This is a genomic window from Tateyamaria sp. ANG-S1 (assembly GCF_000814025.1).
GTDB lineage: Bacteria > Pseudomonadota > Alphaproteobacteria > Rhodobacterales > Rhodobacteraceae > Tateyamaria.
In genome coordinates this window covers 1-21,804 of the sequence record NZ_JWLL01000016.1, presented here as the reverse complement: position 1 = coordinate 21,804, position 21,804 = coordinate 1, and the positions used below count along the sequence as shown (strand labels likewise).

The following is a 21,804-nucleotide window of genomic DNA, read 5'->3' as shown; positions in this document are numbered from 1 at the left end:
GTGTTACCTTTGCATCAAGCCCCTGCACAGGACATTGCCATGCACCGCCGTCACCTTCTGCTTTGCGCGCTCGCCACACTCGCCCCCCGCACCTCATTCGCCGCTCCAACGCCCTACCGTCTGGGCACAGGCGGTGCCACGATCACCTATACCTTCATGCTAAGCGGTGCGCCGGTCAAAGGCACCATACCGGTCAGTCAGGCGGATCTACAGGTCGATCCGAACAACCTGCCCGCCTCAACAGCAGTCGTGCGGGCCGATGTCCGCCGTGCGCGCACCGGACTGATCTTTGCCACCGAGGCGCTGAAATCCGAATCCGTTCTTGATGCCGCAACCCACCCCACCGCACAGTTCCGCTCAACCCGCGTGCGCGTCGGTCCCGGCGGGCGCATCTCGGACGGGGCCACGCTCGAAGGGGATCTGACCCTGCGCGGCGTTACTCGCCCCGTGCGCTTTGACGCAGGCCTGTTTCGCGCACGCGGCAGCGCCGCTGATGATTTCAGCCAACTCACCGTCATGCTCAAGGGCCGCGTGGACCGCCGCGACTTTGGGGCCACGGGGTATCCGGACCTTGTCGACAACGCCATCGGCATCGACATCACCGCAGAAATTAGCGCCACGGGCTAAAAACGACCCCCAACCGTCGAATACCCGCTAGGAACGGCACCGGACTTGCGCCACAAGGGCCACGCCATGCGTATGCTCATTTCCTTCGCGGCCCTGTTTCTCTCGGTCATTCTGCTGCAACTCAGTTCTGGGGCGCTCGGCCCGCTGGATGCGCTCTCGGGCCTGGTGCTCGACTTCACGCGGCAGGAGATTGGCCTGCTGGGCTCGGCCCACTTCCTTGGCTTTTTCATCGGCTGCTGGTGGGCACCGCGACTGATGGGCAGCGTAGGCCACAGCCGCGCCTTTGCCGCCTTCACCGCCGCGGGCGCCATTGGCCTCATTGCGCACATGCTGGTGGTGGACCCGATGGCTTGGGCGGTCATGCGGGTCGCATCGGGCATGTGCGTGGCAGGCTGTTACACGGTGATCGAGGCATGGTTGCAATCCAAGGTCACCAATGAAAGCCGAGGACGCACTATGGCCGTCTACCGCGTGATGGACATGGGCGCATCGCTGGCCGCGCAACTGGTGATCGGCGTGCTCGAACCGGCCAGCTATGTCAGCTACAACATACTGGCCATCGTCTGCTGCGCCGCCCTGCTGCCGCTGACACTGACCAAAGTCAAACAGCCCGAAACACCCGCTGCCCCTCGCCTGCGCCCGCGCCTCGCCGCACAACGCTCGCCGCTGGCTGCCGCCGGGGTGGTCGTCGCAGCCCTCTCCAGCGCGTCGTTCCGCATGGTCGGACCGATCTACGGGCAAGAGGTCGGCCTGAACACCCAACAGATCGCATGGTTCATGGCGGCGTTCGTGTTGGGCGGTGCCATCGCGCAATACCCTGTCGGCTGGCTCGCCGACAAATACGACCGGCGCTGGGTGCTGATCTGGCTCTCGGGCGCGGCTGTGGCAAGTTGCGGCATCACCGCCTTTGCCACGGGACTCAACGCTATAGGCATCATGATCACCGCTGGCCTTTTTGGACTGACGACCTTTCCCATCTATTCAGTGGCCGCGGCCCACGCACACGACTTCGCGGACAGCTCCGAACGGGTAGAGCTGTCCGCGGCGCTCATGTTCTATTTCGCTCTGGGGGCCATCGCGGCACCGTTTACGGCCTCAGCGCTCATCGACGCCTTCGGGCCACCCGCCCTCTTTGCCATGATCGCCGTCGGCCATGTCGCCCTGATCATCTTCGGCCTCGCCCGTATGCGCGCCCGCGCAACCCCGTCCGAGCGCACCCGCTATGTATACGCACCGCGCACCTCGTTCCAGATCGGGCGTTTGCTGGGCCGCAGCCGCGACGGAAAGTAAGGGGCCTTTTCCAGCCGACACCACACTGCTACATGGGCCGCAACCATGCGAAGGCCCATCATGCAGCGTCACCTGATCACATCCGCCATTCCCTACATCAATGGCATCAAACACCTCGGCAACCTCGTCGGCAGCCAGTTGCCCGCCGACCTCTACGCCCGCTACCAGCGCGCGCGCGGCAACGAGGTGCTGTTTCTCTGCGCCACCGACGAACACGGCACACCGGCCGAACTCGCCGCAGCCAAGGCGGGCAAACCCGTCGCCGAATACTGCGCCGAGATGCACGCGGTCCAGTCTGAAATCGCCAAGGGGTTCCGCCTGTCCTTCGACCATTTCGGGCGCTCCTCCTCGACCCACAACCATGCGCTGACCCAGCATTTCGCAGGGCGGCTGGCTGACGCCGGGCTGATTCGCGAAGTGACTGAAAAGCAGGTCTATTCCCATGCCGACGGGCGCTTTTTGCCCGACCGTTACATCGAAGGCACCTGCCCCAATTGCGGCTATGACAAGGCCCGCGGCGACCAATGCGAGAACTGTACCAAGCAACTTGATCCCACAGACCTGATCGACCCGCGCAGCGCCATCTCCGGCTCTACCGACCTCGAAGTGCGCGAGACCAAGCACCTCTACCTGCGCCAGTCCGCGCTCAAGGACGATCTGGATGCCTGGATCGATAGCAAAACCGACTGGCCGGTGCTGACCACCTCCATCGCCAAGAAATGGCTACATGACGGCGACGGCCTGCAGGATCGCGGGATCACGCGCGACCTCGACTGGGGCATCCCGGTGCGACGCGGGGATGACGACTGGCCCGGCATGGAAGGCAAGGTGTTTTACGTGTGGTTCGACGCGCCCATCGAATACATCGCCTGCGCGGGCGAATGGGCGGACGCGCAGGGCGGCGCCGATTGGGAACGCTGGTGGCGCACCGACAAAGGCGCGGATGACGTGCGCTACACCCAGTTCATGGGCAAGGACAACGTGCCCTTCCACACGCTCAGCTTCCCGGCCACGATCCTGGGCTCAGGTGAGCCGTGGAAGATGGTCGATCACCTCAAGTCGTTCAACTACCTGAACTATGATGGCGGCCAATTCTCGACCAGCCAGGGGCGTGGCGTGTTCATGGACCAGGCGCTCGACATCCTGCCGGCTGACTACTGGCGCTGGTGGCTCTTGTCGAATTGCCCGGAAACCTCGGACTCCGAATTCACGTGGGAGCTGTTTCAGCAAGGCGTGAACAAAGACCTCGCCGATGTGCTTGGAAACTTCGTCAGCCGGGTGACCAAGTTCTGCCGTTCGAAATTCGGTGAAACAGTGCCAAATGGCGGCGCGTACGGCACCGCCGAAAACGCCCTGATTGATGACCTCGACAAACGTATCGCGCGGTACGCAGCGTTTATGGAGGCCATGGAGGTCCGCAAGGCCGCGCAGGAGCTGCGGGCGATCTGGGTGTCCGGAAACGAGTATCTGCAAACCGCGGCACCATGGGCCACGATCAAAGAAGACCAAGATCAGGCCGCCATGCAAATCCGGCTCGGACTCAACCTGATTGCGCTTTATGCCGTCTTGTCAGCACCCTTCATCCCGGACGCCGCTGCCCAGATGATGCATGCGCTTGGGCAGAAGCAGATGGACTGGCCAGACACAGCCGCCGACGCGCTGAACCGATTGCCTGCCGGTCATCTGTTCACTGTGCCCGACAATCTGTTTGCCAAGATCAGCGACGAAGATCGCAGCGCCTGGCAAGACCGCTTTTCCGGTATCCGAACATAGTGCCATCCCGGCGCTGCCCTGGGGAGCGCCGCACTTTGGGTGCGCGCTGTGCTTGAGAAAGCGGCTGTGGTCAGGGCCGTAGACATTACATCGTAGCGCCGCCCGTTTAACGACACGCGCCCCACCTTCACGGCAGCGGTCCCATTCCGGACGGCGCAGCCCAATCCCTAGGGCGTTCACCCGAGAAGCGGCCTTCAAAACTCTTCCCACCCAGTCGCCACAGGCTCGTCTTCGGTATTGATTTGCATGGCGAGCGCGCCATCCGTCTGCTGCGGCGCAGGCTGAGCCGTTTCCTTGGCCACGGTCAAAGCGCGCGCGGTCAACCCGCTGGGACCGATATTGAACTTCGCCACAGCATCAGCAAGCGCATCCGCCTCACCTGTTAAAGCATGACTGGCGGCTGTCGTTTCCTCGAACATGGCCGCGTTTTGTTGTGTGACGTGATCAAGCTCATTCACGGCGGCGTTTATTTCGTTCAGGCCCGCCGATTGCTGACGTGCCGATGATGCAATTTCCGCCACTCGGGTCGAAATGTCGTCCACCGAAGACACAATTGCGGCGAGCGCAGTGCCAGTCCGGTCGACAAGATCGACGCCCTGCTGCACTTGCTCACCACTGGTGGAAATCAACGTATTGATCTCCCGCGCCGCGTCCGAGGACCGCTGCGCGAGGGCACGCACCTCGGTTGCGACCACCGCAAACCCACGACCTGCCTCACCAGCGCGCGCCGCCTCGACGCCCGCGTTGAGGGCCAGAAGGTTCGTCTGAAAGGCAATGTCATCAATCACCGAGGTGATCTTTGATATCTCTTGCGAGGATGCCTTGATCCCGTCCATGGCCACCACGGCCTGGCGCGCAATCTCGCCGCCCTGCTCGGCATTCTGCTGAGCATCCTCGGACATCTTGCTGGCCGCATCTGCCCCTTCGGCCGCAGAGCGCACCGACGATGTCAGCTCGTCCAAAGCGGCAGCTGTTTCCTCAAGCGTGGCAGCCTGACGTTCTGTCCTGCGGGACAAATCATCTGCAGCGCTGGTGATCTCGGTGGTTTCACTGCGGATCGATTCAACATTGTGCGTCACAGCAGTCATGGCCTCGCGCAGCCCAACCAGCGCGTTGTTAAAGTCCTGTCGCAGCTTTTCATAATCTGCCGGAAACGGTTCCGTCAGTTCCAGGGTGAGGTCCCCGTCAGACAGGTACTGCAGGCTTTGACCCAACGCCGCAACAACGCGCGCCTGTTCATCCGACAACCTGACCTGCTGGTCACGCGCCTCCCGTACTTCGCTCTCCGCCTCGGTCACATCGGTTCCGATCAGAATGCACCGTTCCAGACTGCCATCATCTGTTGAGACGTTTATGAAACTGGCGTCAACCACCACCCGCTCGCCATCCAGACGCAACAGATCGACTTTGCCGTGGATGCCGTCACCATTCTTCAACGCAAGCAAAATATCTGCTGGGATCTCCGTCGTCGATTGCTCCGGCGCGATGATCGTCCCCAAGGACACACCATCCAGTTCTTGCGGGTCCAGCCCGAGCCGAACCGCCGCCACTCTGTTGAGGTCAGAACAACGTCCCTGCGCATCGAATTCTATGCGCATCTGGGTGCTGTCGATCCCATCCAAAAGGGCGGCATTTCGGTGGGCAACGGTCTGTTCCGCCCATTCGACAACCGCACCAATGGGGTGACCTGCCTCATCGCGCGCCGGACTGAAGGTCACACGGATATGCCTATCGCCCACACGAATGAACGTGGTCCCGACGTCAGACGTGGTGTCCCCATTGTCAGGCCTGAGAAGATGCCCAAAGCCTTGCAGACCGCTCAGATCAGCGCCGATCCACGTGTCAGAGTGCGCGTCAGGCCATATCTCGGCCAGTCCGGGCGCGAGATCATCAAGCAGCCTGTCGCAAGCAGCGTTCGTGAACCTGATGTACCCGCCCTCGTCCACAATCATCATCGGGGCGGTAGACCCCTGAAAGGCCGCGCTTTTGAACGCACTTTCGCGCTGGCTTTTCTGGGCCTTGGACAAGGCGACCCGAAAGCCGTCCAGACGCCGGGCAATATTGCCGATCTCATCCCCTCGGGCGGTGCCGGGCACATCCATGTCGTAAGACTTGCGCGCCATCGCTTTCATCACGTGGGCGACACGATTCAGCGGGCGCGACAGATTAAACCACGCATAAACAGTGACAAAGGCCATAGCCAGGAAAAACACGCCCGTAGCGACGGCAATCGCGGTCATCTGATTCTGCGTGAGCAAAGACAGAATTCTAGCGTCATCCCATGTGGTGACGACAGCGCCCGCAACAGCCCCGTCCGCTCCGAAAAAAGCCGGATAGGCCACAATCATGCCGTCCGCCGACCTGACAGACACACCGCCTTCGATGGCCTCACGGGCGAAGGGGCCGGGATCCAATGCGGCATCCGTGCCCATCGACGTGGCATACAATGTCGCGCCGTCGAGGTCCGTTACGAAAATGCCGCGCGCCTCGGGTTCTGCAGCAGACAACGCGCTTTTGGTGATCTCCCTGATTGCAACGTCATTCCCGAACCTGATCGATCCGCCCAGTTGCATGGCCAGAAGCTCGGTCACATTCTCTGCGCGGGCGGCCATCTCATTGTGTAGCAAATTGCGCTGCGCAGAGTGGTCGAACGTCACCATCGCAGCCAGGACAGCAACCGTCAGAACGGCCGTCATCGCCACTGCCTTGAACATCAAGGTGTTGAAACGGGACAAAAATGACCGGCTGTGACCAGTTTCTGGCATCATGTGATCCTTGGCATTGCGGCGGACCGGCATGGCGGCCCAAAGCGGATTTGAAGGATCGTTTAAGGCAGCGCCATTACCGCCAGCTTAATTTCGGCGCACCATAAAGGGCGCCGAAACTTACAATTGTTCAGATAACTGGTACGGGCGGTGGGACTCGAACCCACACGGGCGTCAGCCCTTCGGATTTTAAGTCCGATATGTCTACCATTCCATCACGCCCGCGTCTCATGTGTGATAGGCAATCGGGCGCGCGACCTCAAGGCTCGGGTTAAAGCTTCTGGCCCAAGGGCCCCAAAGGTGCCCCATCGGCCAGCAAATGACGCTCGGACAGCCATGGGTTCTTCTGAAGGGCCGCTTCAAGCTGCGCACGCGCATCGTCGCGGCGGCCAAGGTTCATCAGGGTCAGCGCACGGCCCGATTGCGCACCGACATGATCGGGCGACAACGCAAGCGCGCGGTCCAGATCAACCAGCGCAGCCTCAAAATCCTCGCGCAGAAAGCTGGTAAAGGCGCGCTGGTTGTACCCTTCGGCATAGTCCGGGCAATACGCGACCAACGCATCGAAACTCTCGTAAGCGCCGACGAAATCGAAATTGCCACGCTGCCGCATACCACGATCCAGAACCTCCTGGGCAGCCGTGTCAGGTGCCCGCAACCACACCTGCCACATCTTGTCAGACGCCGCCCGACCGGCACGCTCATCCGGGGCCGCGTTGGCCTCGGCGATCAAGGCGCGCATCTCCTCCGCAATGTCCGGAGACGCAGGGCAGGCAAGCGACCATACGGGCGCGCAGGCAAAGAGAATGGCAACAAAAGGTCGTTTCATACCGGCAAAGATGACCCAACACACCGGTCGGTCAAGCCGCCACTTACTCAAGCCCGGGCAGCATCACTTCCTTGACCGCCTCCATCGCCACGTAGGTCGATGTAGACGCCACATGCGGCAGGCCGGAAATCACATCCCCCAAAAACTGACGATAATGCGCCATGTTGCGCGTGCGCACCTTGAGCAGATAGTCGAAATGGCTTGCAATCATATGAGCCTGTTCGATCTCCGGTACCTGCTGCACGGCGGTATTGAAGGCGCGCAAGGCCGCCTCGCGCGTGTCGCTCAACCGCACCTCGACAAAGGCCACGTGATCAAGGCCCAGCGAAATCGGGTCCAGAAGCGCGCGATATCCCATGATAATGCCGGACTTTTCCAGCCGCCGCAGCCGCGCTTGTGTCGGCGACTTCGACAGACCGATGCGCACGGCAAGGTCGGTGATGCTGATCCGCCCATCCTCGGCCAATGCGGCGAGAATCGATTGATCCAGCCGGTCCAGCGCAACTGACTGTTTTTGCGGTTCGTCCGCCTGCTGCTTTACCATTTGTTCTGCTATACCCTGTCAGATTGGAAATTATACCTTCGCAAGCGGTGATACACTATGCAAAACGAAATGGGAAAGCGCTATGCCACGCGACATCGACCCGAACATCGCCTTGCAACTCGACGCAGGCATGTACGCCTGCGCCGACACGACCCTCCACGCTCTTGTCCAGCAAGCCGACCTGACCCCAAGCGACCGCGTAGCCATCTGCGCGGCAGCCACACAGCTTGTCACCGCCATCCGCACGCAATCGGCACCCGGACTGATGGAAACATTTCTGGCCGAATACGGCCTCTCCACCGACGAAGGTATCGCGCTGATGTGCCTCGCCGAAGCGCTCCTGCGCGTCCCCGACGCTGACACCATCGACGCGCTGATCGAGGACAAGATCGCACCGTCCGATTGGGGCAAGCACCTGGGCCATTCGACCTCCACCCTCGTTAACGCCTCCACTTGGGCCCTGATGCTCACGGGCCGCGTGCTGGACGACGACCAGCCCGGCCCCATCGGCCACCTGAGGGGTGCCATCAAACGGCTGGGCGAACCTGTGATCCGCACCGCCGTATCCCGCGCGATGAAGGAGATGGGCCGTCAGTTCGTGCTGGGCGAGGATATCGACAGCGCCATGGACCGCGCCGCGGGGATGGAGGCCAAGGGCTTCACCTATTCCTACGACATGCTGGGCGAGGCGGCGCTGACCGAAGCAGATGCACGGCGCTACCACCTGAGCTATTCGCGCGCCATCTCGGCCATCGCGCGGGCCTGCACCTCGGACGACATCCGCCAGAACCCCGGCATTTCCGTCAAGCTCTCGGCCCTGCACCCGCGCTACGAACGCGCACAGGAAGCTTCCGTGATGCGCGATCTGGTGCCGCGCCTGCGCTCACTCGCCCTGCTCGCCGCCTCCGCAGGCATGGGCCTGAACGTCGATGCCGAGGAAGCAGACCGACTGTCCCTCTCCCTGCAAGTGATCGACGCCGTGATGGGGGAAGAGGCGCTTGCAGGATGGGACGGCTTCGGCATCGTTGTGCAGGCGTACGGCCCGCGCGCAGGCGCTACGATCGACGCGATCCACGACTTGGCCACGCAGCACGACCGCAGGGTCATGGTCCGTCTGGTCAAGGGCGCCTATTGGGACACCGAAATCAAGCGCGCACAGGTCGAGGGCGTCGCAGGCTTCCCCGTCTTCACCCGCAAGGCGGCGACCGATGTCTCCTACATCGCGAACGCGCGCAAGCTTTTGAGGCTGACCGACCGCATCTACCCCCAATTTGCCACACACAACGCGCACACCGTCGCCGCCATCCTGCACATGGCCGACAGCCAACACTTTGAATTCCAACGTCTCCACGGCATGGGCGAGGCGCTACACACCATGATCATGCGCGCCCAGAACACCCGCTGCCGCATCTATGCCCCAGTCGGCGCGCACCGCGACCTGCTCGCCTATCTCGTGCGGCGGCTCTTGGAAAACGGAGCCAATTCCAGCTTCGTGAACCAGATCGTGGACAAGGACGTCCCGCCAGAGGTCGTGGCCGCCGATCCGTTCGACGCGCTGGAATACACCTCAATTACCATCCCGGACGGCCCCGCGCTCTTCGCCCCCGAGCGGCGCAATTCCCGAGGCTTCGACCTCACGCACCTGCCCACGCTCGACCAGATCGACACCGCCCGCGCGCCCTTCACGCAGCATCAATGGCAGGCGGCCTCACTGACAGTCACACCCGGAAAGGGGGAAAACACAACCGCCTTAAACCCCGCACACCCCTCCGACACGGTGGGGCACGTGTCATGGGCAACACCCGATATGGTCAAACAGGCATACGTGGACGCCGCACCATGGGATGCACCGGTAGACCAACGCCGCGTCACACTGAACGCAACCGCCGACCTCTACGAACAGCACTTCGGCGAACTCTTCGCCCTGCTCGCCCGCGAGGCCGGAAAAACCCTGCCTGACGCCGTCGCCGAACTGCGCGAGGCGGTCGATTTCCTCCGCTACTACGCCACTCAGGCCGACGACAGCGCGCCCGCAGGCACCTTCGCCTGCATCTCTCCCTGGAACTTCCCGCTCGCCATCTTCACCGGCCAGATCGCCGCGGCCCTCGCCGCTGGCAACGCAGTGCTGGCCAAACCAGCCGAGCAAACACCCCTCATCGCCCACCGCGCCATCTCGCTCCTGCACGAGGCAGGCGTGCCGCTCCACGCCCTGCAACTCCTGCTGGGCGCAGGCGACATCGGCGCTGCGCTGACCAGCGACCCGCGCGTGTCCGGGGTCGCCTTCACAGGCTCCACCGAAACCGCCCTGCGCATCCGCGCCAGCCTCGCTGACACCGCGGCTCCCGGCACACCGCTCATTGCCGAAACCGGCGGTCTCAACGCCATGATCATGGACAGCACCGCCCTGCCCGAACAGGCCGTGCGCAGCATCATCGAAAGCGCCTTCCAATCCGCAGGCCAACGCTGCTCCGCCCTGCGCTGCCTGTACGTGCAGGAAGACATCGCCCCCCACCTGACCGAGATGTTGATGGGCGCCATGGACGCGCTCCGGATCGGCACCCCATGGCACCTGTCAACCGATGTGGGCCCCGTCATCGACAGCGAAGCGCACGCCACCATCGCCACATACATCGCCGACGCGCAGGCGCAGGGACGGCTCCTGCACCAAGTGAAAGCGCCCTCACACGGCCACTTCATCGTTCCCACCCTGATCCGCGTGACCGGCATCGAAGACATGGACCGCGAAATCTTCGGCCCGGTCCTGCACATCGCCACCTATAAGGCGCAAGACCTCGACCAAGTGATCGACGCCATCAACGGCACAGGCTACGGGCTGACCTTCGGCCTGCACACACGGATCGACGACCGCGTGCAGCACATCACAGACCGGATCAGCGCGGGCAACCTCTACGTCAACCGCAACCAAATCGGCGCCATTGTCGGCAGCCAGCCCTTCGGCGGGCACGGCCTGTCTGGCACGGGACCAAAGGCGGGCGGGCCCGACTACCTGCTCCGCTTCCGGGCCGTGACCCCGACGCAGGTGTCCGACACATGGTCAAAGGCCGCCCCCTTGCCCGCGTTACCCAAAACGAAATCCCAGCACCAAAGCAGCACCGCCCTGCCCGGCCCCACGGGCGAATCCAACATGCACAGCCGTCACCCGCGGCCAGCTCTTCTCTGCGCCGGTCCGGGCGCAGAGACAGCAGCCGCACAGGCAGAAGCCGTGCGCGCCCTCGGCGGCATCGCGATCGAAACGACGGGGTCCGTCGAACCACCCGCACTCACCAATGGCCCGGCCTATGGGGGCGTACTCTGGTGGGGCGACACGGACACCGCCCGCGCAATGGCGCAAGCACTCGCAAAACGTGACGGCCCGATCATCCCGCTGATCACAGGCCAACCCGACCGCGCGCACGCACTGATCGAAAGACACGTCTGCGTAGACACCACCGCATCGGGCGGAAACGCGGCCCTGTTGAGCGCCGCGAGCTGAGGCAGCGCCGTTTTCTGACAGAGAAAACGGACCGGAAACCGTGTCGGTTTCCGGCACGCCCCTTGACCCCGGCCCCGCGCCAGCCAAGTGTCGGGGCATGTTTCCGATCCGTGATCACAACCCATCAGGCCGCACACCCTACATCACCTACACACTGATGGCGGTGAACATCCTGATTTTCCTCAGCTATGTCGGCCTGTTCTCGGACGAACGCGCCCTCAGCCGCTTCTTTTTCGACTACGCCGCAATCCCCGCCCGGATCGTCACTGGCGACGGGGCACTCACGCTCGTTAGCTCCATGTTCCTGCATGGCGGCTGGCTGCATCTGGGGGGCAACATGCTCTTCCTCTACATCTTCGGCGACAATGTCGAAGACGAGATGGGGCATGGGCGTTTCCTCGGCTTCTACCTCGCCAGCGGCATCGCCGCAGGCATGATCCACATCCTCTCCGCCCCCGATTCCATCGTCCCAGTCGTCGGAGCATCGGGGGCCATCGCAGGGGTCATGGGCGCGTACCTCCTGCTCTTTCCCAAGGCACGGATCGACATCCTGCTGATCCTGATCATCATCTTCCGGGTCTTCCCGATCCCGGCATGGATCATGCTGGCGCTCTGGTTCGGGATGCAGTTCATCGGCGGCGTCGGCAGCGACCCGAACGCGGGCGGGGTCGCCTACTGGGCGCACGCGGGCGGGTTCATCGCCGGTATCCTGCTCACGATCCCGCTCTGGCTGCGGCTCGGCGGTCCGGGCTTCTGGCGGCGCACTGACGGGCATCCGCCCCACCCGGAGGCCCGCTATTCCACCTCCCGCATCCCAAAGGTCAGACGATGAAAGCCACCTGTCATTGCGGCGCGGTCGTGCTTGACGTGACGCTCACCGACGGGCTGGCAACCGCTGCCCGCTGCGACTGCTCCTTCTGCCGCCGTCGCGCGGCCCCTGCGGTCACGGCCCCCAAGGACGGCGTCAAAATCGTCAAAGGTGCGGACAAGCTAACGCGTTACCAATGGGGCACCAATACCGCCAAACACCACTTCTGCAGCATCTGCGGCATCTACATGTACCACAACCGCCGCTCAAACCCGGATGAGATCGGCGTCAACATGGGCACGCTCGAAGGCGTGAACCCGGCCGAGCACGAACCGATGCCGTGGCATGACGGGGTGAACCACCCCTCGGACACAAAAACCTAGATGCGAATGATCTTGGCCAACTGAGAAAACATGTTCTCGTTGGCACAAATGATCTCGCCATCGTCGAGAATGCTTCCGCCCTCGGTCAGCGGCTCAACCAGCCCGCCAGCCTCGCGCACAATCAGCGACCCGGCGGCGATGTCCCAGGCGTTCAAACGACGTTCCCAATACCCATCGTAGCGACCGGCGGCAACGTACGCCAAATCCAGCGCTGCGGACCCAAAGCGACGCACACCGGCGCAGGTCGGCATCAACCGCGCCAGCTCCTTCAACGTCTCAGGCAAATCCGACCGCCCGCCAAAAGGCAGGCCGGTGGCAAAGACACACTCGATCAACTGCCGCCGCCCCGACACCCGCAACCGGCTGTCGTTCATAAAGGCACCGCCACCCTTCTCGGCAAAGAACATCTCGTCTTTGGCCGCATCATAGACGACACCCGCTACAATCTGCCCCTTGTGCTCCAGCGCAATGGACACGGCCCAGTGCGGCAGCCCGTGCAGAAAGTTCGTCGTGCCATCCAGCGGGTCCACGATCCAGCGCCTGGTCGGGTCTTCGCCGTCTTCCTCGCCACCCTCTTCGGCCAACCAGCCATAGTTGGGCCGGGCCGTGCGCAACTCTTCCTTCAGGATCTCTTCGGCCGCCAGGTCAGCCTTTGACACGAAGTCACCCGCCCCCTTCATCGACACCTGCAAGTTCTCCACCTCGCGGAAGTCCTTGACCAGCGACCGGCCCGCCTTGCGCGCGGCCTTCATCATGATGTTGAGATTTGCGCTGCCTTGCATGGGGACGCTCCGGGGATGGGGAAGATCAAGGGCGCGCTATACGCCGCGCATGCGGGGTTGCCAAGGGGGGTCCGCTCAAACGCCCTGCAGCACAAGGGCGGCAAGGCTTGCACGCGCATCATCCAGTGCCGTGGCATCCTCGGTGGCAACGGCCAGGATCATGGCACCCTGCAAAAGCGAAATGACAACCCGCGGCGGCAGCTCAGGGGCATGATCGGCCAGGGCGTCTGCAATCCAAGCCTGCAGCCGATCATAAAAGGCGCGTACCTCCTGCGTGGCCACATCCGGCAGATGGGCCTGGACAGCCCCCAGCACCGCGCACAAACATGATGATCCCCGAACGGCATAGGCGGCACGGTAAGCGTTTGCCAGGTGATCCATACGCTCCGCCGGCGCAGCACCCGCATCCAACGGCGCACCCAACCCATCCAGAAAAGCATCCGCATATCGCTGCACAACGGCTTTGCCCAGATCGGCCTTGGTCGGGAAATGGTAGTGCACCGACGCACTCTTGATCCCTGCGGCCTCTGCAAGATCGCGAAAACTCACCGCATCAAAGCCGCCGCGCCGCATCTCGGCTTCTGCCAATTCCAAAATCTGTTCCGCCCGCTTGGACATGCCGCTGCCTCGAAAATTTTACCTATCACTAGATAGGGGGTTGAACTTGGAAATGAAAGCATCCAGTTATCTACCTACTGATAGATAGAGGATCAGAACATGAAACGCATCTACATCATCGGCGGCACATCCGGCATGGGTCTTGCGACCGCAAAGCAGCTGGGCAACGCAGATCACAGCATTGTCCTTGTGGGCCGCAACAGCACCAAACTGGCGACCGCTGCGGACATGGTCGGGCAAACAGGCGCATCCGTCGAAACCATACAGGCGGACATCGGCGACCCGGCATCGGCCACTGCATTGGTCGATAAGATCAACGCAGACGGCACTCACATCACCGGCCTTGTGAACGCGGCAGGCACCTTCGCCCCCAAACCATTCCTCGACCACGACGGCACGGACTATGACAGCTACGCAAACTTGAACCGCGGCACCTTCTTTGCAACGCAAGCGGTGGCGCGCAACATGGCCCAACACGGCGGCGGCGCCATCGTCAATGTCGGGTCCATGTGGGCAAAACAGGCGATCAAGGCCACGCCCTCCTCCGCCTATTCCATGGCCAAGGCGGGCTTGCACAGCCTGACACAACACCTCGCCATGGAACTTGGTGACCAAGGCATCCGCGTCAACGCGGTATCACCTGCCGTGGTCGAAACGCCGATCTACGGTGCATTCATCGACCCCGACAAGATCAGCGAAACGCTCGCCCAAGGGTTCAACGCCTTCCATCCCATCGGGCGGGTCGGTCAAGCGAACGACGTCGCACGGCACATCGCCTTTCTGCTGTCAGACGACGCAAGCTGGACAACCGGCGCAATCCACGATGTCGATGGCGGCGTGATGGCCGGACGCAACTAAGAAAAAACCTGGGTCGGCGGGCGGGCGCATTTGCCAACGGCAAACAGAGCCGCCCCCGACCCTACGCCGCCTGCAACTTCCGTGCCTCCACCCGGGCCAGATCAATCAGCTTCTCCATATACGGCTTGCCCAGATCATCGTCCCGCACCGCCGCATACAGCCGCCGGGTCAGCCCCTCCTTGGTCAACGGCCGAGTCACATAATCACTCGAATACTTCACCTCCCGCACCACCCAATCCGGCAGCACCGACACCCCGCGATTGGACGCCACGAGCAGCAAAATCACCGCCGTCAACTCCGCTTGCCGCACGGCTGCGGGCTCCACCTTCGCCGGGATCAGCAACTGGCTGAACACATCCAGCCGCGTCCGCTCCACCGGGTAGGTAATCAACGTCTGATCCCGAAAATCCCTTGCCTCCACATACGGCTTCTGTGCCAGCGGGTGGGTCGAGGCCGCTACAAAAACCGGCGCGTAATCAAAAAGTTCGACAAAGGTGACACCGGGCAGATCCTCCGGGTCCGACGACACCACCAGATCCACCTCCTCCTTCATGAGCGCAGGCAGCGCGTCAAAAGCAAGGCCGGGACGAATGTCCACATCCACATCCAGCCAACTCTTCCGAAACACTTCCAGCACAGGAAACAGCCACTCGAAACAGGCATGACACTCGATGGCAATATGCAAGCGCCCGGACGATCCATCGCGCAAGGCCGAAAACTCCGCCGCCGCCGCCTCTACCTGCGGTAACACCTGCTCGGCCAACCGCAGCAACCGCAAACCCGCCGCCGACAGCTTCAAAGGCTTCGACCGGCGCACAAACAGCTCCACACCCGCCTGATCCTCCAACCCTTTGATCTGATGGCTCAGTGCCGACTGCGTGATGTGCAGTTGATCGGCTGCACGGGCCAACCCGCCCGCCTCGTGAATGGCCTTGATCGTGCGCAGATGACGAAACTCGATATGCATATAGAACTCATGTTGATGATGAGAGTTATGAATTTGCTTCAAAATACTCGGCAGGGCATCCTGCAACAAGCCCAAAGGAGCCCCCCATGCCCACACCCGACGTCGCCCTGTCGTTCGAAACCTTTCCTCCAAAGTCGCTGGATGCGTCCTTCCACCTCTGGGACACGGTACAGGCATTGGCGCCCCTGAACCCCCGCTTCGTCTCGGTCACCTACGGCGCAGGCGGCACAACACAATCGCTCACGCAGGAAGCGGCCCAAACCCTGCGCAAAACCTCCGGCCTGCCGGTCGCCGCCCACCTCACCTGCACGGGCCAAAGCCGCGATGACGTGCTGGCCACCGCCCAGCGCTACGCCAAAAGCGGGGTCAAGGACATCGTGGCCCTGCGCGGCGACGCCCCCGGCGGCGGCGCGTTCGAGGCGCATCCAGACGGCTTTGCCAACAGCATCGACCTGATCCGCGCCCTCGCCGACCTGAACCAGTTCACAATCCGCGTGGGCGCCTACCCCGACAGCCACCCGGACGCCGCCTCGCCCCAACAAAACATCGACTGGCTCAAGGCCAAGCTCGACGCAGGCGCATCCGAAGCCATCACCCAATTCTTTTTCGAGCCCGACAGCTTCCTGCGCTTCCGTGACGCCTGCGCAGCCGCAGGCATCACCGCCCCGATCACGCCGGGCATCTTCCCCGTCGCCAACTGGGCGCGTGCCCGCAAGTTTGCAGAAACCTGCGGCACACCCATCCCGGCTGCCACGTCCACCGCCTTCGACCGGGCCGAACGCGAGGACCGCGCGCACCTCTTCGCCCTCACGCACTGCGCAGACCTCTGCGACACTCTGATCTCCGAAGGCGTGGACAAATTACACTTCTACACGCTCAACCGCCCCGACCTCACATTGAAGGTTTGCCGCGCCTTGGGCCTCGTCCGCCCAACACAGATGCGCAATGTGGCGTAGACCCAAGCCTCACAAACCGTCTCTGGCACGCAACCCCGCACACGCCGAAGCTCAGCCCCACCCATTCTCACCTCAACAAGCGTGCGGTACAGCGGTGCGCGAGAAGGGCGCCACCCCACGGCGTTTACCGCTGCGCGGACGGGTCCTGGGCTCTGCCCATTCTCACCTCAAAGGCCGCCCCACGGCCTTTGCCGCTAAAGCGGACCGGTTCGAATTCCCTGTTTCGAAAAATCCCGGGGGAGTCGCCAAAGGCGACGGGGGCTGGCCCCCGCCACCACTTCCCACTAGACCAATCGGTCTGATCCCACTACCGTCCCGGCATCACGACCCGGAGACGTTACCATGCCCCGCCTCGCCCAAACCATGGCCGACCTGCCCAGCCAGGACGAACTTCTCTCCATGTCCGGCCTCGCCTTCATGCAGGGCATCCTCGACGGCACAGTACCGGGTCCCCCCATCGGCCATACGCTGGGCTACGCACTGCATGCCGTCCAAGATGGCGAAGTCACCTTCCGCGGCACACCCGAATTCGACGTGACAAACCCGATGGGCACAGTGCATGGCGGCTGGTACGGCACGCTCCTCGACAGCGCCATGGCCTGCGCGGTGATGACCAAAGTGCCCGCCGGGTCCGTCTACACAACGCTGGAATACAAGATCAACATCACCCGCGGCATCCCCCTGGGGATGGAAATCGCGTGCACGGGCCGCATCGACCACGCCGGGCGCAGCACGGGCGTGGCCACGGGCGAAATCCGCGGCGTGGATGACGGCAAACTCTATGCCACTGGCTCCACCACCTGCATCATCATGAAACTACGCTGAATACGGGACGGCGGGTGGGGCGACTTTAGCCACAGGCTAAAGAGCGTCCGCCCCCGTCCCACGCAAATCGGCCACCCAATCGGACCACGACCGCGGCGGCGGTGCCTGCGCCACCGTGGGATGCACACGCTCGGACGGATCAACGCCCACCAGGCGGGGCCGCCGCGTCACAAACCATTTCCCCAAACCCACAAACGTCCCCATCGACGGGGCCGAGGCATCCTGCACAAACCGCCCTGCCCAGCCCTCGGGCAAGGGCAACCCGCAGCGCTCCGCCTGCTCCAGCATCCAGACCAGCGGAATATTGGCGAGCGGGCGCGACGCCCGCCGCCCCGACAGATGCCCCCCAACATCGCCATGCACGCCCCGGAACCACATCTGCACCAGATGCCCATCCCAGCCCTCGGTCGTGTCCCACATCACAGGGGCATAGGCGACGCGCGTCTCATTCCGCGCCACCGCGTGAAATCCATGCTTCACGGACTTGCCCAGCTGATGGTTGTGAAAGGCGTGACGCGGCGCGCTCAGCCGCCACAGGAACGGCATGTTCAGGCCCAGCGCCTTGACCGTGTCCCACACGCCAATCATCTCAATCTCGACCGCCGCATGGCAATTGTTGCGTACAAAAATTCGCGCCGCATCCCCATCAGGGCTGCACTCATAATGGCGGTACACATCCCGGATATTCCGCTCGGTCGCAGCCTCGGGCTTCAACAGGCCAACGCGATCAATGATCCCCGCCAGTGACCGCACGGCATAAGCACCTCGCGAGTACCCCAGCAAAAACACCTTGTCCCCGGGCCTATACCGTGACGCAAGATACCCATACGCCCGCCGGATCTGCCGGTTGATCCCCCGGCCAAAGACAACGTCACCCGCCTTGCGCCAATGCGACCATTGCAGCCCCGGCTCGTAATAGAGCGACACGGCCGTACCCATCTCCTCCAGCAGCTTTGCCGTCAGCCCGGCATTGGTCTCGTCCCCCGGCTCAAGGGTCGACATGGTCCCATCAATGATGATGACATGGATCGTCTGCCCGCGCACGGGCGGGTCCACATTGGGAAGACCCGCGCGCAAGCGGCGGCGCAGCCAGTGCGCAATGGCGTTATTCAGCCGCGATCCGAGCATCCCTCATCAAGTCCCAAACCTTCATCGGTGTGAATGGCATATCCACCTGCCGCACGCCGTGCTCCCACAGCGCATCCTGCACCGCATTGGACACCGCAGCCAACGCTCCAACCGTCCCGGCCTCGCCACAGCCCTTCATGCCCATGACATTGGCAGTAGACGGCACCGGCTCGGACGTGAATCCGATGTAAGGAACGTCGTCGGCACGGGGCAAGGCATAGTCCATGAACGTTGCCGTGAGCAATTGGCCATCCTCATCGAACTGAACATGCTCTGTCAGCGCTTGCCCAATGCCCTGAACAACACCGCCATGCACCTGACCTTCGGCCAGCATCGGATTGATAAGATTGCCAAAATCATCGACGACCGCATAGCGATCCACAGTCACAACGCCCGTGTCGGGATCAATCACAACTTCTGAAACATGACAGCCGTTGGGGAAGCTCCGCGCCTCCAGCGTGGTGCGCTGTTCATGCACCAACAGGTCCTCGCGCCCCTTCTCGCGGGCCATATCAGCGACCTCCAGCATCGTGGGCGTCATGTTCGACCCCTCGATCCGGAACTGCTCATCATCAAAGGAAATCCCGGAGGCAGGCACCCCCTCCTCCTCGCTCAGAAACGCCACAAACGCCTCGGTCATCGCGGACACAGTCGCCAAAGTGGCCGTATTCTGCACAGTCACAGACCGCGACCCACCGGTGCCGCCACCCTGCTTGATGCGGTCACTGTCGCCCTGCACCACATCGATCATCTCAACCGGAATACCGGTCTGATCGCTCAGGAACTGGGCATAGACGGTCTCATGTCCCTGCCCGTTCGATTGGGTGCCGACATAGATGTTCACACGGCCCTCATCCGTAAACTCAACCTTCGCACTCTCGGCAGGATCACCCAAAATGCTTTCGATATAGTAACACAGGCCCAGGCCCCGCATACGGCCCTCGGCCGCGTCGGCAGCCCTGCGCGCAGCGAAGCCGGGGATATCCGCCTCCGCCTCTGCACGGGTCAGCACCTTGTCGAAATCACCCACGTCATAGGTCTCGTCCACCAGCGTCTTGTACGGAAACTGATCCGGCTTGATGAAGTTGATGCGGCGCAGCTCCAGCGGATCCACACCCAGCTCACGCGCGGCCCGGTCCATCGCACGCTCCAGAATGTAAATCGCCTCGGGCCGCCCCGCCCCGCGATAGGCATCCACCTGCGTCGTGTTGGTGAAATACCCGACCGAACGCAGGTAAGCGGCAGGCATGTCATACACCCCGGTCAGCACCCGGCTGAACAGTTGCGTCTGAATGGCTTGCGCATATTGCGAGTTATAGGCTCCCATATTCGCCTCGGTGAACACGCGATAGCCAATGATCCGGTGACCCGCGTCAAAGGCCAACTCGGTCAGCGAGGTCAGATCCCGCCCCGCATTGTCCGACAGCATGGCCTCCGTCCGCTCCGACATCCAGCGCACCGGGCGCTTCAATGCGCGGGCGGCATGGGCGACGACAAAATACTCCGGGTACATCATCCCCTTCATACCGAAACCACCGCCGGTGTCCGGGTTGGTCACACGAATATCGTCGGCAGGCATGTTCAGCCCCTTCGCCAACTGATCCTTCGGCCCCCACACGCCCTGCCCGTTGATGGCCACATGCAGCCGGTCGCCCTCGGGCTCGGCATAACAGCCACGGGGCTCCATCGAATTCACGATGATGCGGTTATCACCCACATCCAGCGACACCACCCGCGCAGCCTTGTCGAATGCCGCCTGCGTCGCCGCCTCATCCCCCATATGCCAGTCATAGGCCACGTTGTCCGGGGCTTCGGCATGCACAGTCTCTCCACCCGCCGCCATATCCATCTTGGCCGGCAGGTCGTCGTAATCGAGCATGATCAACTCAGCCGCATCGCGCGCCTGCGCCAGCGTCTCGGCGACAATCACAGCCACCGGCTCACCGACAAAGCGCAACCGGCCTCGCGCCAGAATGGGCCGCTCAGGGGCCGCCCCGTCCGACCCATCCCGGTTCTTCACAGTCACCCCTTGCATGGCAACGTTCAACCCCGCGGCCTCCAGATCGGCAAGGGTATAGACGGCATGCACACCCTCCGCCTCCCGCGCATCGCTCACGTCGAGCTCGGTGATCACCGCATGGGCCACAGGCGACCGAAACACGAAAGACTGCAACGCATTCGCAGGGGCGATGTCATCCACATAGCGCCCCTCACCGGTCAAAAAGCGCACGTCCTCGCGGCGTTTTACGGGTTGAGACTTGCCGAACTTTTCCATGGGGAACTCCTGTGTGCCGGTTGGGCTGTTACCGCGAACCTATCGTGGACGGGCGCAGTGTCCAGCGCCAGTTACGACGCGGGTTTGCCTGCATCCGGCACCGTGGGGGCAGAAGCGCGCGGGCCGACGTCTCCGACCCACCAGGTTTTGCCCCGACTGTCGCGATAGACCTCAACGCGCGCAGGCGGACGATACCGCTCATATCGCGCCTTCGAACGCGCGGACATGCTTTGCCCACGCCCACCGTGATCGTCCTGCCAAACAAGAAAGGAGCGGACGGATTTGCCGCTCTTGGTTTTCCGCACGCGCTCCTCAACAGACACCACATCAACCCATTCGGCGTGCCCAAATTTGCGCGCGCGCAGTGCCTCGATCACCGACCGTGCGGTCCACCAGAATGCGCCAAGCGCGACAAGGCCAAAGGCCAGAGCCGCCCAACGCATCACCTGTCCATCGCTCCAGGTCTTGCCAATGGTGTACTCCATCCGGCGTGGCTGCTCGGGCAAATACCGGATCTCGCGCGGCGTGCCCGGCTCCAACCTGCGGTACAGTCCCAATCCAACCTTACGCTCCACGGACAGGGTCGCACCTTCTGCAACATATTCGAATGTCACGAAATAGTCGGTCTCGGTCTTGTCGTTGCGCCGCACACGCCGCTCGCGCCTATCCGTGGCTGTCGCCTCGACCACGACGCCGCGTGTATCAAAAGCCATGCCCAATTTCAGGCTATGATAACTGCCAGCGGTCAACAGCAAAGCGACCAAAAACGGTATAATCGCGAAAAGCGCCCTCCTGTGCCACCAAAGCCGAAAAAAGCCTGGCGCAGGACCATTCGTATAATCCTTCATAGCCCCAACGCTAGCGCACAGCCGCCGCCCCCAAA

18 protein-coding genes and 1 tRNA gene are annotated in these 21,804 nt (G+C 62.7%); 9 read left to right on the top strand and 10 right to left on the bottom strand.

Annotated features, from left to right (window positions below; translation table 11 throughout):
• The first annotated feature begins 39 nt into the window (after nucleotides 1-39).
• The 3 genes from RA29_RS20045 to metG all read left to right on the top strand — a co-directional run bounded on the left by RA29_RS20045 (nucleotide 40) and on the right by metG (nucleotide 3,690).
• Complete coding sequence (locus tag RA29_RS20045) at nucleotides 40-627, top strand: YceI family protein (RefSeq protein ID WP_039689416.1); 588 nt, start codon at nucleotides 40-42, stop codon at nucleotides 625-627.
• A gap of 66 nt (nucleotides 628-693) precedes the next feature.
• Nucleotides 694-1,917: an MFS transporter gene (locus RA29_RS20040; RefSeq protein WP_039689414.1), complete on the top strand. Its 1,224-nt coding sequence runs from the start codon at nucleotides 694-696 to the stop codon at nucleotides 1,915-1,917.
• A 60-nt stretch (nucleotides 1,918-1,977) separates the two neighbouring features.
• Nucleotides 1,978-3,690 (top strand): methionine--tRNA ligase, encoded by a 1,713-nt coding sequence (metG, locus tag RA29_RS20035; protein ID WP_039689412.1) that lies wholly within the window; start codon nucleotides 1,978-1,980, stop codon nucleotides 3,688-3,690.
• Between the two features lie 194 nt (nucleotides 3,691-3,884).
• Here metG and RA29_RS20030 read toward each other — a convergent pair whose 3' ends face one another.
• The 4 genes from RA29_RS20030 to RA29_RS20015 form a co-directional block, all read right to left on the bottom strand.
• Nucleotides 3,885-6,458, bottom strand: a complete 2,574-nt coding sequence (locus RA29_RS20030; RefSeq protein WP_193743599.1) for a methyl-accepting chemotaxis protein — start codon at nucleotides 6,456-6,458, stop codon at nucleotides 3,885-3,887.
• 136 nt (nucleotides 6,459-6,594) lie between these two features.
• Nucleotides 6,595-6,680, bottom strand: a tRNA-Leu gene (locus RA29_RS20025).
• A 46-nt stretch (nucleotides 6,681-6,726) separates the two neighbouring features.
• Nucleotides 6,727-7,284 carry a tetratricopeptide repeat protein gene (locus tag RA29_RS20020; RefSeq protein ID WP_039689411.1) on the bottom strand — a complete coding sequence of 186 codons (558 nt, stop codon included), beginning with the start codon at nucleotides 7,282-7,284 and terminating at the stop codon, nucleotides 6,727-6,729.
• A gap of 43 nt (nucleotides 7,285-7,327) precedes the next feature.
• Nucleotides 7,328-7,828, bottom strand: a complete 501-nt coding sequence (locus RA29_RS20015) for an Lrp/AsnC ligand binding domain-containing protein (RefSeq protein WP_039689409.1) — start codon at nucleotides 7,826-7,828, stop codon at nucleotides 7,328-7,330.
• Between the two features lie 130 nt (nucleotides 7,829-7,958).
• Between RA29_RS20015 and putA the strand changes: the two genes are divergently transcribed.
• From putA to RA29_RS20000, 3 genes are all read left to right on the top strand, one after another.
• Complete coding sequence (gene putA, locus RA29_RS20010; protein ID WP_241462670.1) at nucleotides 7,959-11,321, top strand: bifunctional proline dehydrogenase/L-glutamate gamma-semialdehyde dehydrogenase PutA; 3,363 nt, start codon at nucleotides 7,959-7,961, stop codon at nucleotides 11,319-11,321.
• A gap of 97 nt (nucleotides 11,322-11,418) precedes the next feature.
• Nucleotides 11,419-12,153, top strand: coding sequence for a rhomboid family intramembrane serine protease (locus RA29_RS20005; RefSeq protein WP_039689405.1), 735 nt, complete (start codon nucleotides 11,419-11,421; stop codon nucleotides 12,151-12,153).
• Nucleotides 12,150-12,512, top strand: a complete 363-nt coding sequence (locus RA29_RS20000; protein ID WP_039689403.1) for a GFA family protein — start codon at nucleotides 12,150-12,152, stop codon at nucleotides 12,510-12,512. The genes RA29_RS20005 and RA29_RS20000 overlap by 4 nt, the downstream gene beginning before the upstream one ends.
• Here the strand turns inward: RA29_RS20000 and RA29_RS19995 are convergent.
• Both RA29_RS19995 and RA29_RS23475 read right to left on the bottom strand, forming a co-directional pair.
• Complete coding sequence (locus RA29_RS19995; RefSeq protein WP_039689400.1) at nucleotides 12,509-13,294, bottom strand: inositol monophosphatase family protein; 786 nt, start codon at nucleotides 13,292-13,294, stop codon at nucleotides 12,509-12,511. The two genes, RA29_RS20000 and RA29_RS19995, sit on opposite strands and share 4 nt — an antisense overlap.
• Nucleotides 13,295-13,369: 75 nt before the next feature.
• The gene (locus tag RA29_RS23475) at nucleotides 13,370-13,912 is read right to left on the bottom strand and encodes a TetR/AcrR family transcriptional regulator (RefSeq protein ID WP_052249823.1); all 543 of its coding nucleotides are present in this window, start codon (nucleotides 13,910-13,912) and stop codon (nucleotides 13,370-13,372) included.
• A 99-nt stretch (nucleotides 13,913-14,011) separates the two neighbouring features.
• Here RA29_RS23475 and RA29_RS19985 point away from each other — a divergent pair, with 99 nt between their 5' ends.
• Nucleotides 14,012-14,770 carry an SDR family oxidoreductase gene (locus tag RA29_RS19985; protein ID WP_039689399.1) on the top strand — a complete coding sequence of 253 codons (759 nt, stop codon included), beginning with the start codon at nucleotides 14,012-14,014 and terminating at the stop codon, nucleotides 14,768-14,770.
• A gap of 61 nt (nucleotides 14,771-14,831) precedes the next feature.
• On the opposite strand, the gene RA29_RS19980 is transcribed toward RA29_RS19985, so the two are convergent.
• Nucleotides 14,832-15,737 (bottom strand): LysR family transcriptional regulator, encoded by a 906-nt coding sequence (locus tag RA29_RS19980; RefSeq protein WP_039689397.1) that lies wholly within the window; start codon nucleotides 15,735-15,737, stop codon nucleotides 14,832-14,834.
• Between the two features lie 86 nt (nucleotides 15,738-15,823).
• Between RA29_RS19980 and RA29_RS19975 the strand changes: the two genes are divergently transcribed.
• Complete coding sequence (locus tag RA29_RS19975; protein ID WP_039689395.1) at nucleotides 15,824-16,693, top strand: methylenetetrahydrofolate reductase; 870 nt, start codon at nucleotides 15,824-15,826, stop codon at nucleotides 16,691-16,693.
• 342 nt (nucleotides 16,694-17,035) lie between these two features.
• Nucleotides 17,036-17,518: a PaaI family thioesterase gene (locus tag RA29_RS19970; protein ID WP_039689393.1), complete on the top strand. Its 483-nt coding sequence runs from the start codon at nucleotides 17,036-17,038 to the stop codon at nucleotides 17,516-17,518.
• 36 nt (nucleotides 17,519-17,554) lie between these two features.
• Here the strand turns inward: RA29_RS19970 and RA29_RS19965 are convergent, their stop codons facing one another.
• The 3 genes from RA29_RS19965 to RA29_RS19955 all read right to left on the bottom strand — a co-directional run bounded on the left by RA29_RS19965 (nucleotide 17,555) and on the right by RA29_RS19955 (nucleotide 21,769).
• Nucleotides 17,555-18,646, bottom strand: coding sequence for a DUF2235 domain-containing protein (locus RA29_RS19965; protein WP_052249836.1), 1,092 nt, complete (start codon nucleotides 18,644-18,646; stop codon nucleotides 17,555-17,557).
• Nucleotides 18,624-20,921 carry a xanthine dehydrogenase family protein molybdopterin-binding subunit gene (locus tag RA29_RS19960; RefSeq protein ID WP_039689388.1) on the bottom strand — a complete coding sequence of 766 codons (2,298 nt, stop codon included), beginning with the start codon at nucleotides 20,919-20,921 and terminating at the stop codon, nucleotides 18,624-18,626. Before RA29_RS19960 ends, RA29_RS19965 begins: the two co-directional genes overlap by 23 nt.
• Before the next feature lie 71 nt (nucleotides 20,922-20,992).
• Nucleotides 20,993-21,769, bottom strand: a complete 777-nt coding sequence (locus RA29_RS19955) for a DUF3592 domain-containing protein (protein ID WP_152613096.1) — start codon at nucleotides 21,767-21,769, stop codon at nucleotides 20,993-20,995.
• Nucleotides 21,770-21,804 lie beyond the last annotated feature (35 nt).

Coding starts and splice junctions, on each gene's coding strand:
- RA29_RS20045 (WP_039689416.1), top strand. CDS start 40: ATGCACCGCCGTCACCTTCTGCTTTGCGCGCTCGCCACACTCGCCCCC.
- RA29_RS20040 (WP_039689414.1), top strand. CDS start 694: ATGCGTATGCTCATTTCCTTCGCGGCCCTGTTTCTCTCGGTCATTCTG.
- metG (WP_039689412.1), top strand. CDS start 1,978: ATGCAGCGTCACCTGATCACATCCGCCATTCCCTACATCAATGGCATC.
- RA29_RS20030 (WP_193743599.1), bottom strand. CDS start 6,458: ATGATGCCAGAAACTGGTCACAGCCGGTCATTTTTGTCCCGTTTCAAC.
- RA29_RS20020 (WP_039689411.1), bottom strand. CDS start 7,284: ATGAAACGACCTTTTGTTGCCATTCTCTTTGCCTGCGCGCCCGTATGG.
- RA29_RS20015 (WP_039689409.1), bottom strand. CDS start 7,828: ATGGTAAAGCAGCAGGCGGACGAACCGCAAAAACAGTCAGTTGCGCTG.
- putA (WP_241462670.1), top strand. CDS start 7,959: ATGTACGCCTGCGCCGACACGACCCTCCACGCTCTTGTCCAGCAAGCC.
- RA29_RS20005 (WP_039689405.1), top strand. CDS start 11,419: ATGTTTCCGATCCGTGATCACAACCCATCAGGCCGCACACCCTACATC.
- RA29_RS20000 (WP_039689403.1), top strand. CDS start 12,150: ATGAAAGCCACCTGTCATTGCGGCGCGGTCGTGCTTGACGTGACGCTC.
- RA29_RS19995 (WP_039689400.1), bottom strand. CDS start 13,294: ATGCAAGGCAGCGCAAATCTCAACATCATGATGAAGGCCGCGCGCAAG.
- RA29_RS23475 (WP_052249823.1), bottom strand. CDS start 13,912: ATGTCCAAGCGGGCGGAACAGATTTTGGAATTGGCAGAAGCCGAGATG.
- RA29_RS19985 (WP_039689399.1), top strand. CDS start 14,012: ATGAAACGCATCTACATCATCGGCGGCACATCCGGCATGGGTCTTGCG.
- RA29_RS19980 (WP_039689397.1), bottom strand. CDS start 15,737: ATGCATATCGAGTTTCGTCATCTGCGCACGATCAAGGCCATTCACGAG.
- RA29_RS19975 (WP_039689395.1), top strand. CDS start 15,824: ATGCCCACACCCGACGTCGCCCTGTCGTTCGAAACCTTTCCTCCAAAG.
- RA29_RS19970 (WP_039689393.1), top strand. CDS start 17,036: ATGCCCCGCCTCGCCCAAACCATGGCCGACCTGCCCAGCCAGGACGAA.
- RA29_RS19965 (WP_052249836.1), bottom strand. CDS start 18,646: ATGCTCGGATCGCGGCTGAATAACGCCATTGCGCACTGGCTGCGCCGC.
- RA29_RS19960 (WP_039689388.1), bottom strand. CDS start 20,921: ATGGAAAAGTTCGGCAAGTCTCAACCCGTAAAACGCCGCGAGGACGTG.
- RA29_RS19955 (WP_152613096.1), bottom strand. CDS start 21,769: ATGAAGGATTATACGAATGGTCCTGCGCCAGGCTTTTTTCGGCTTTGG.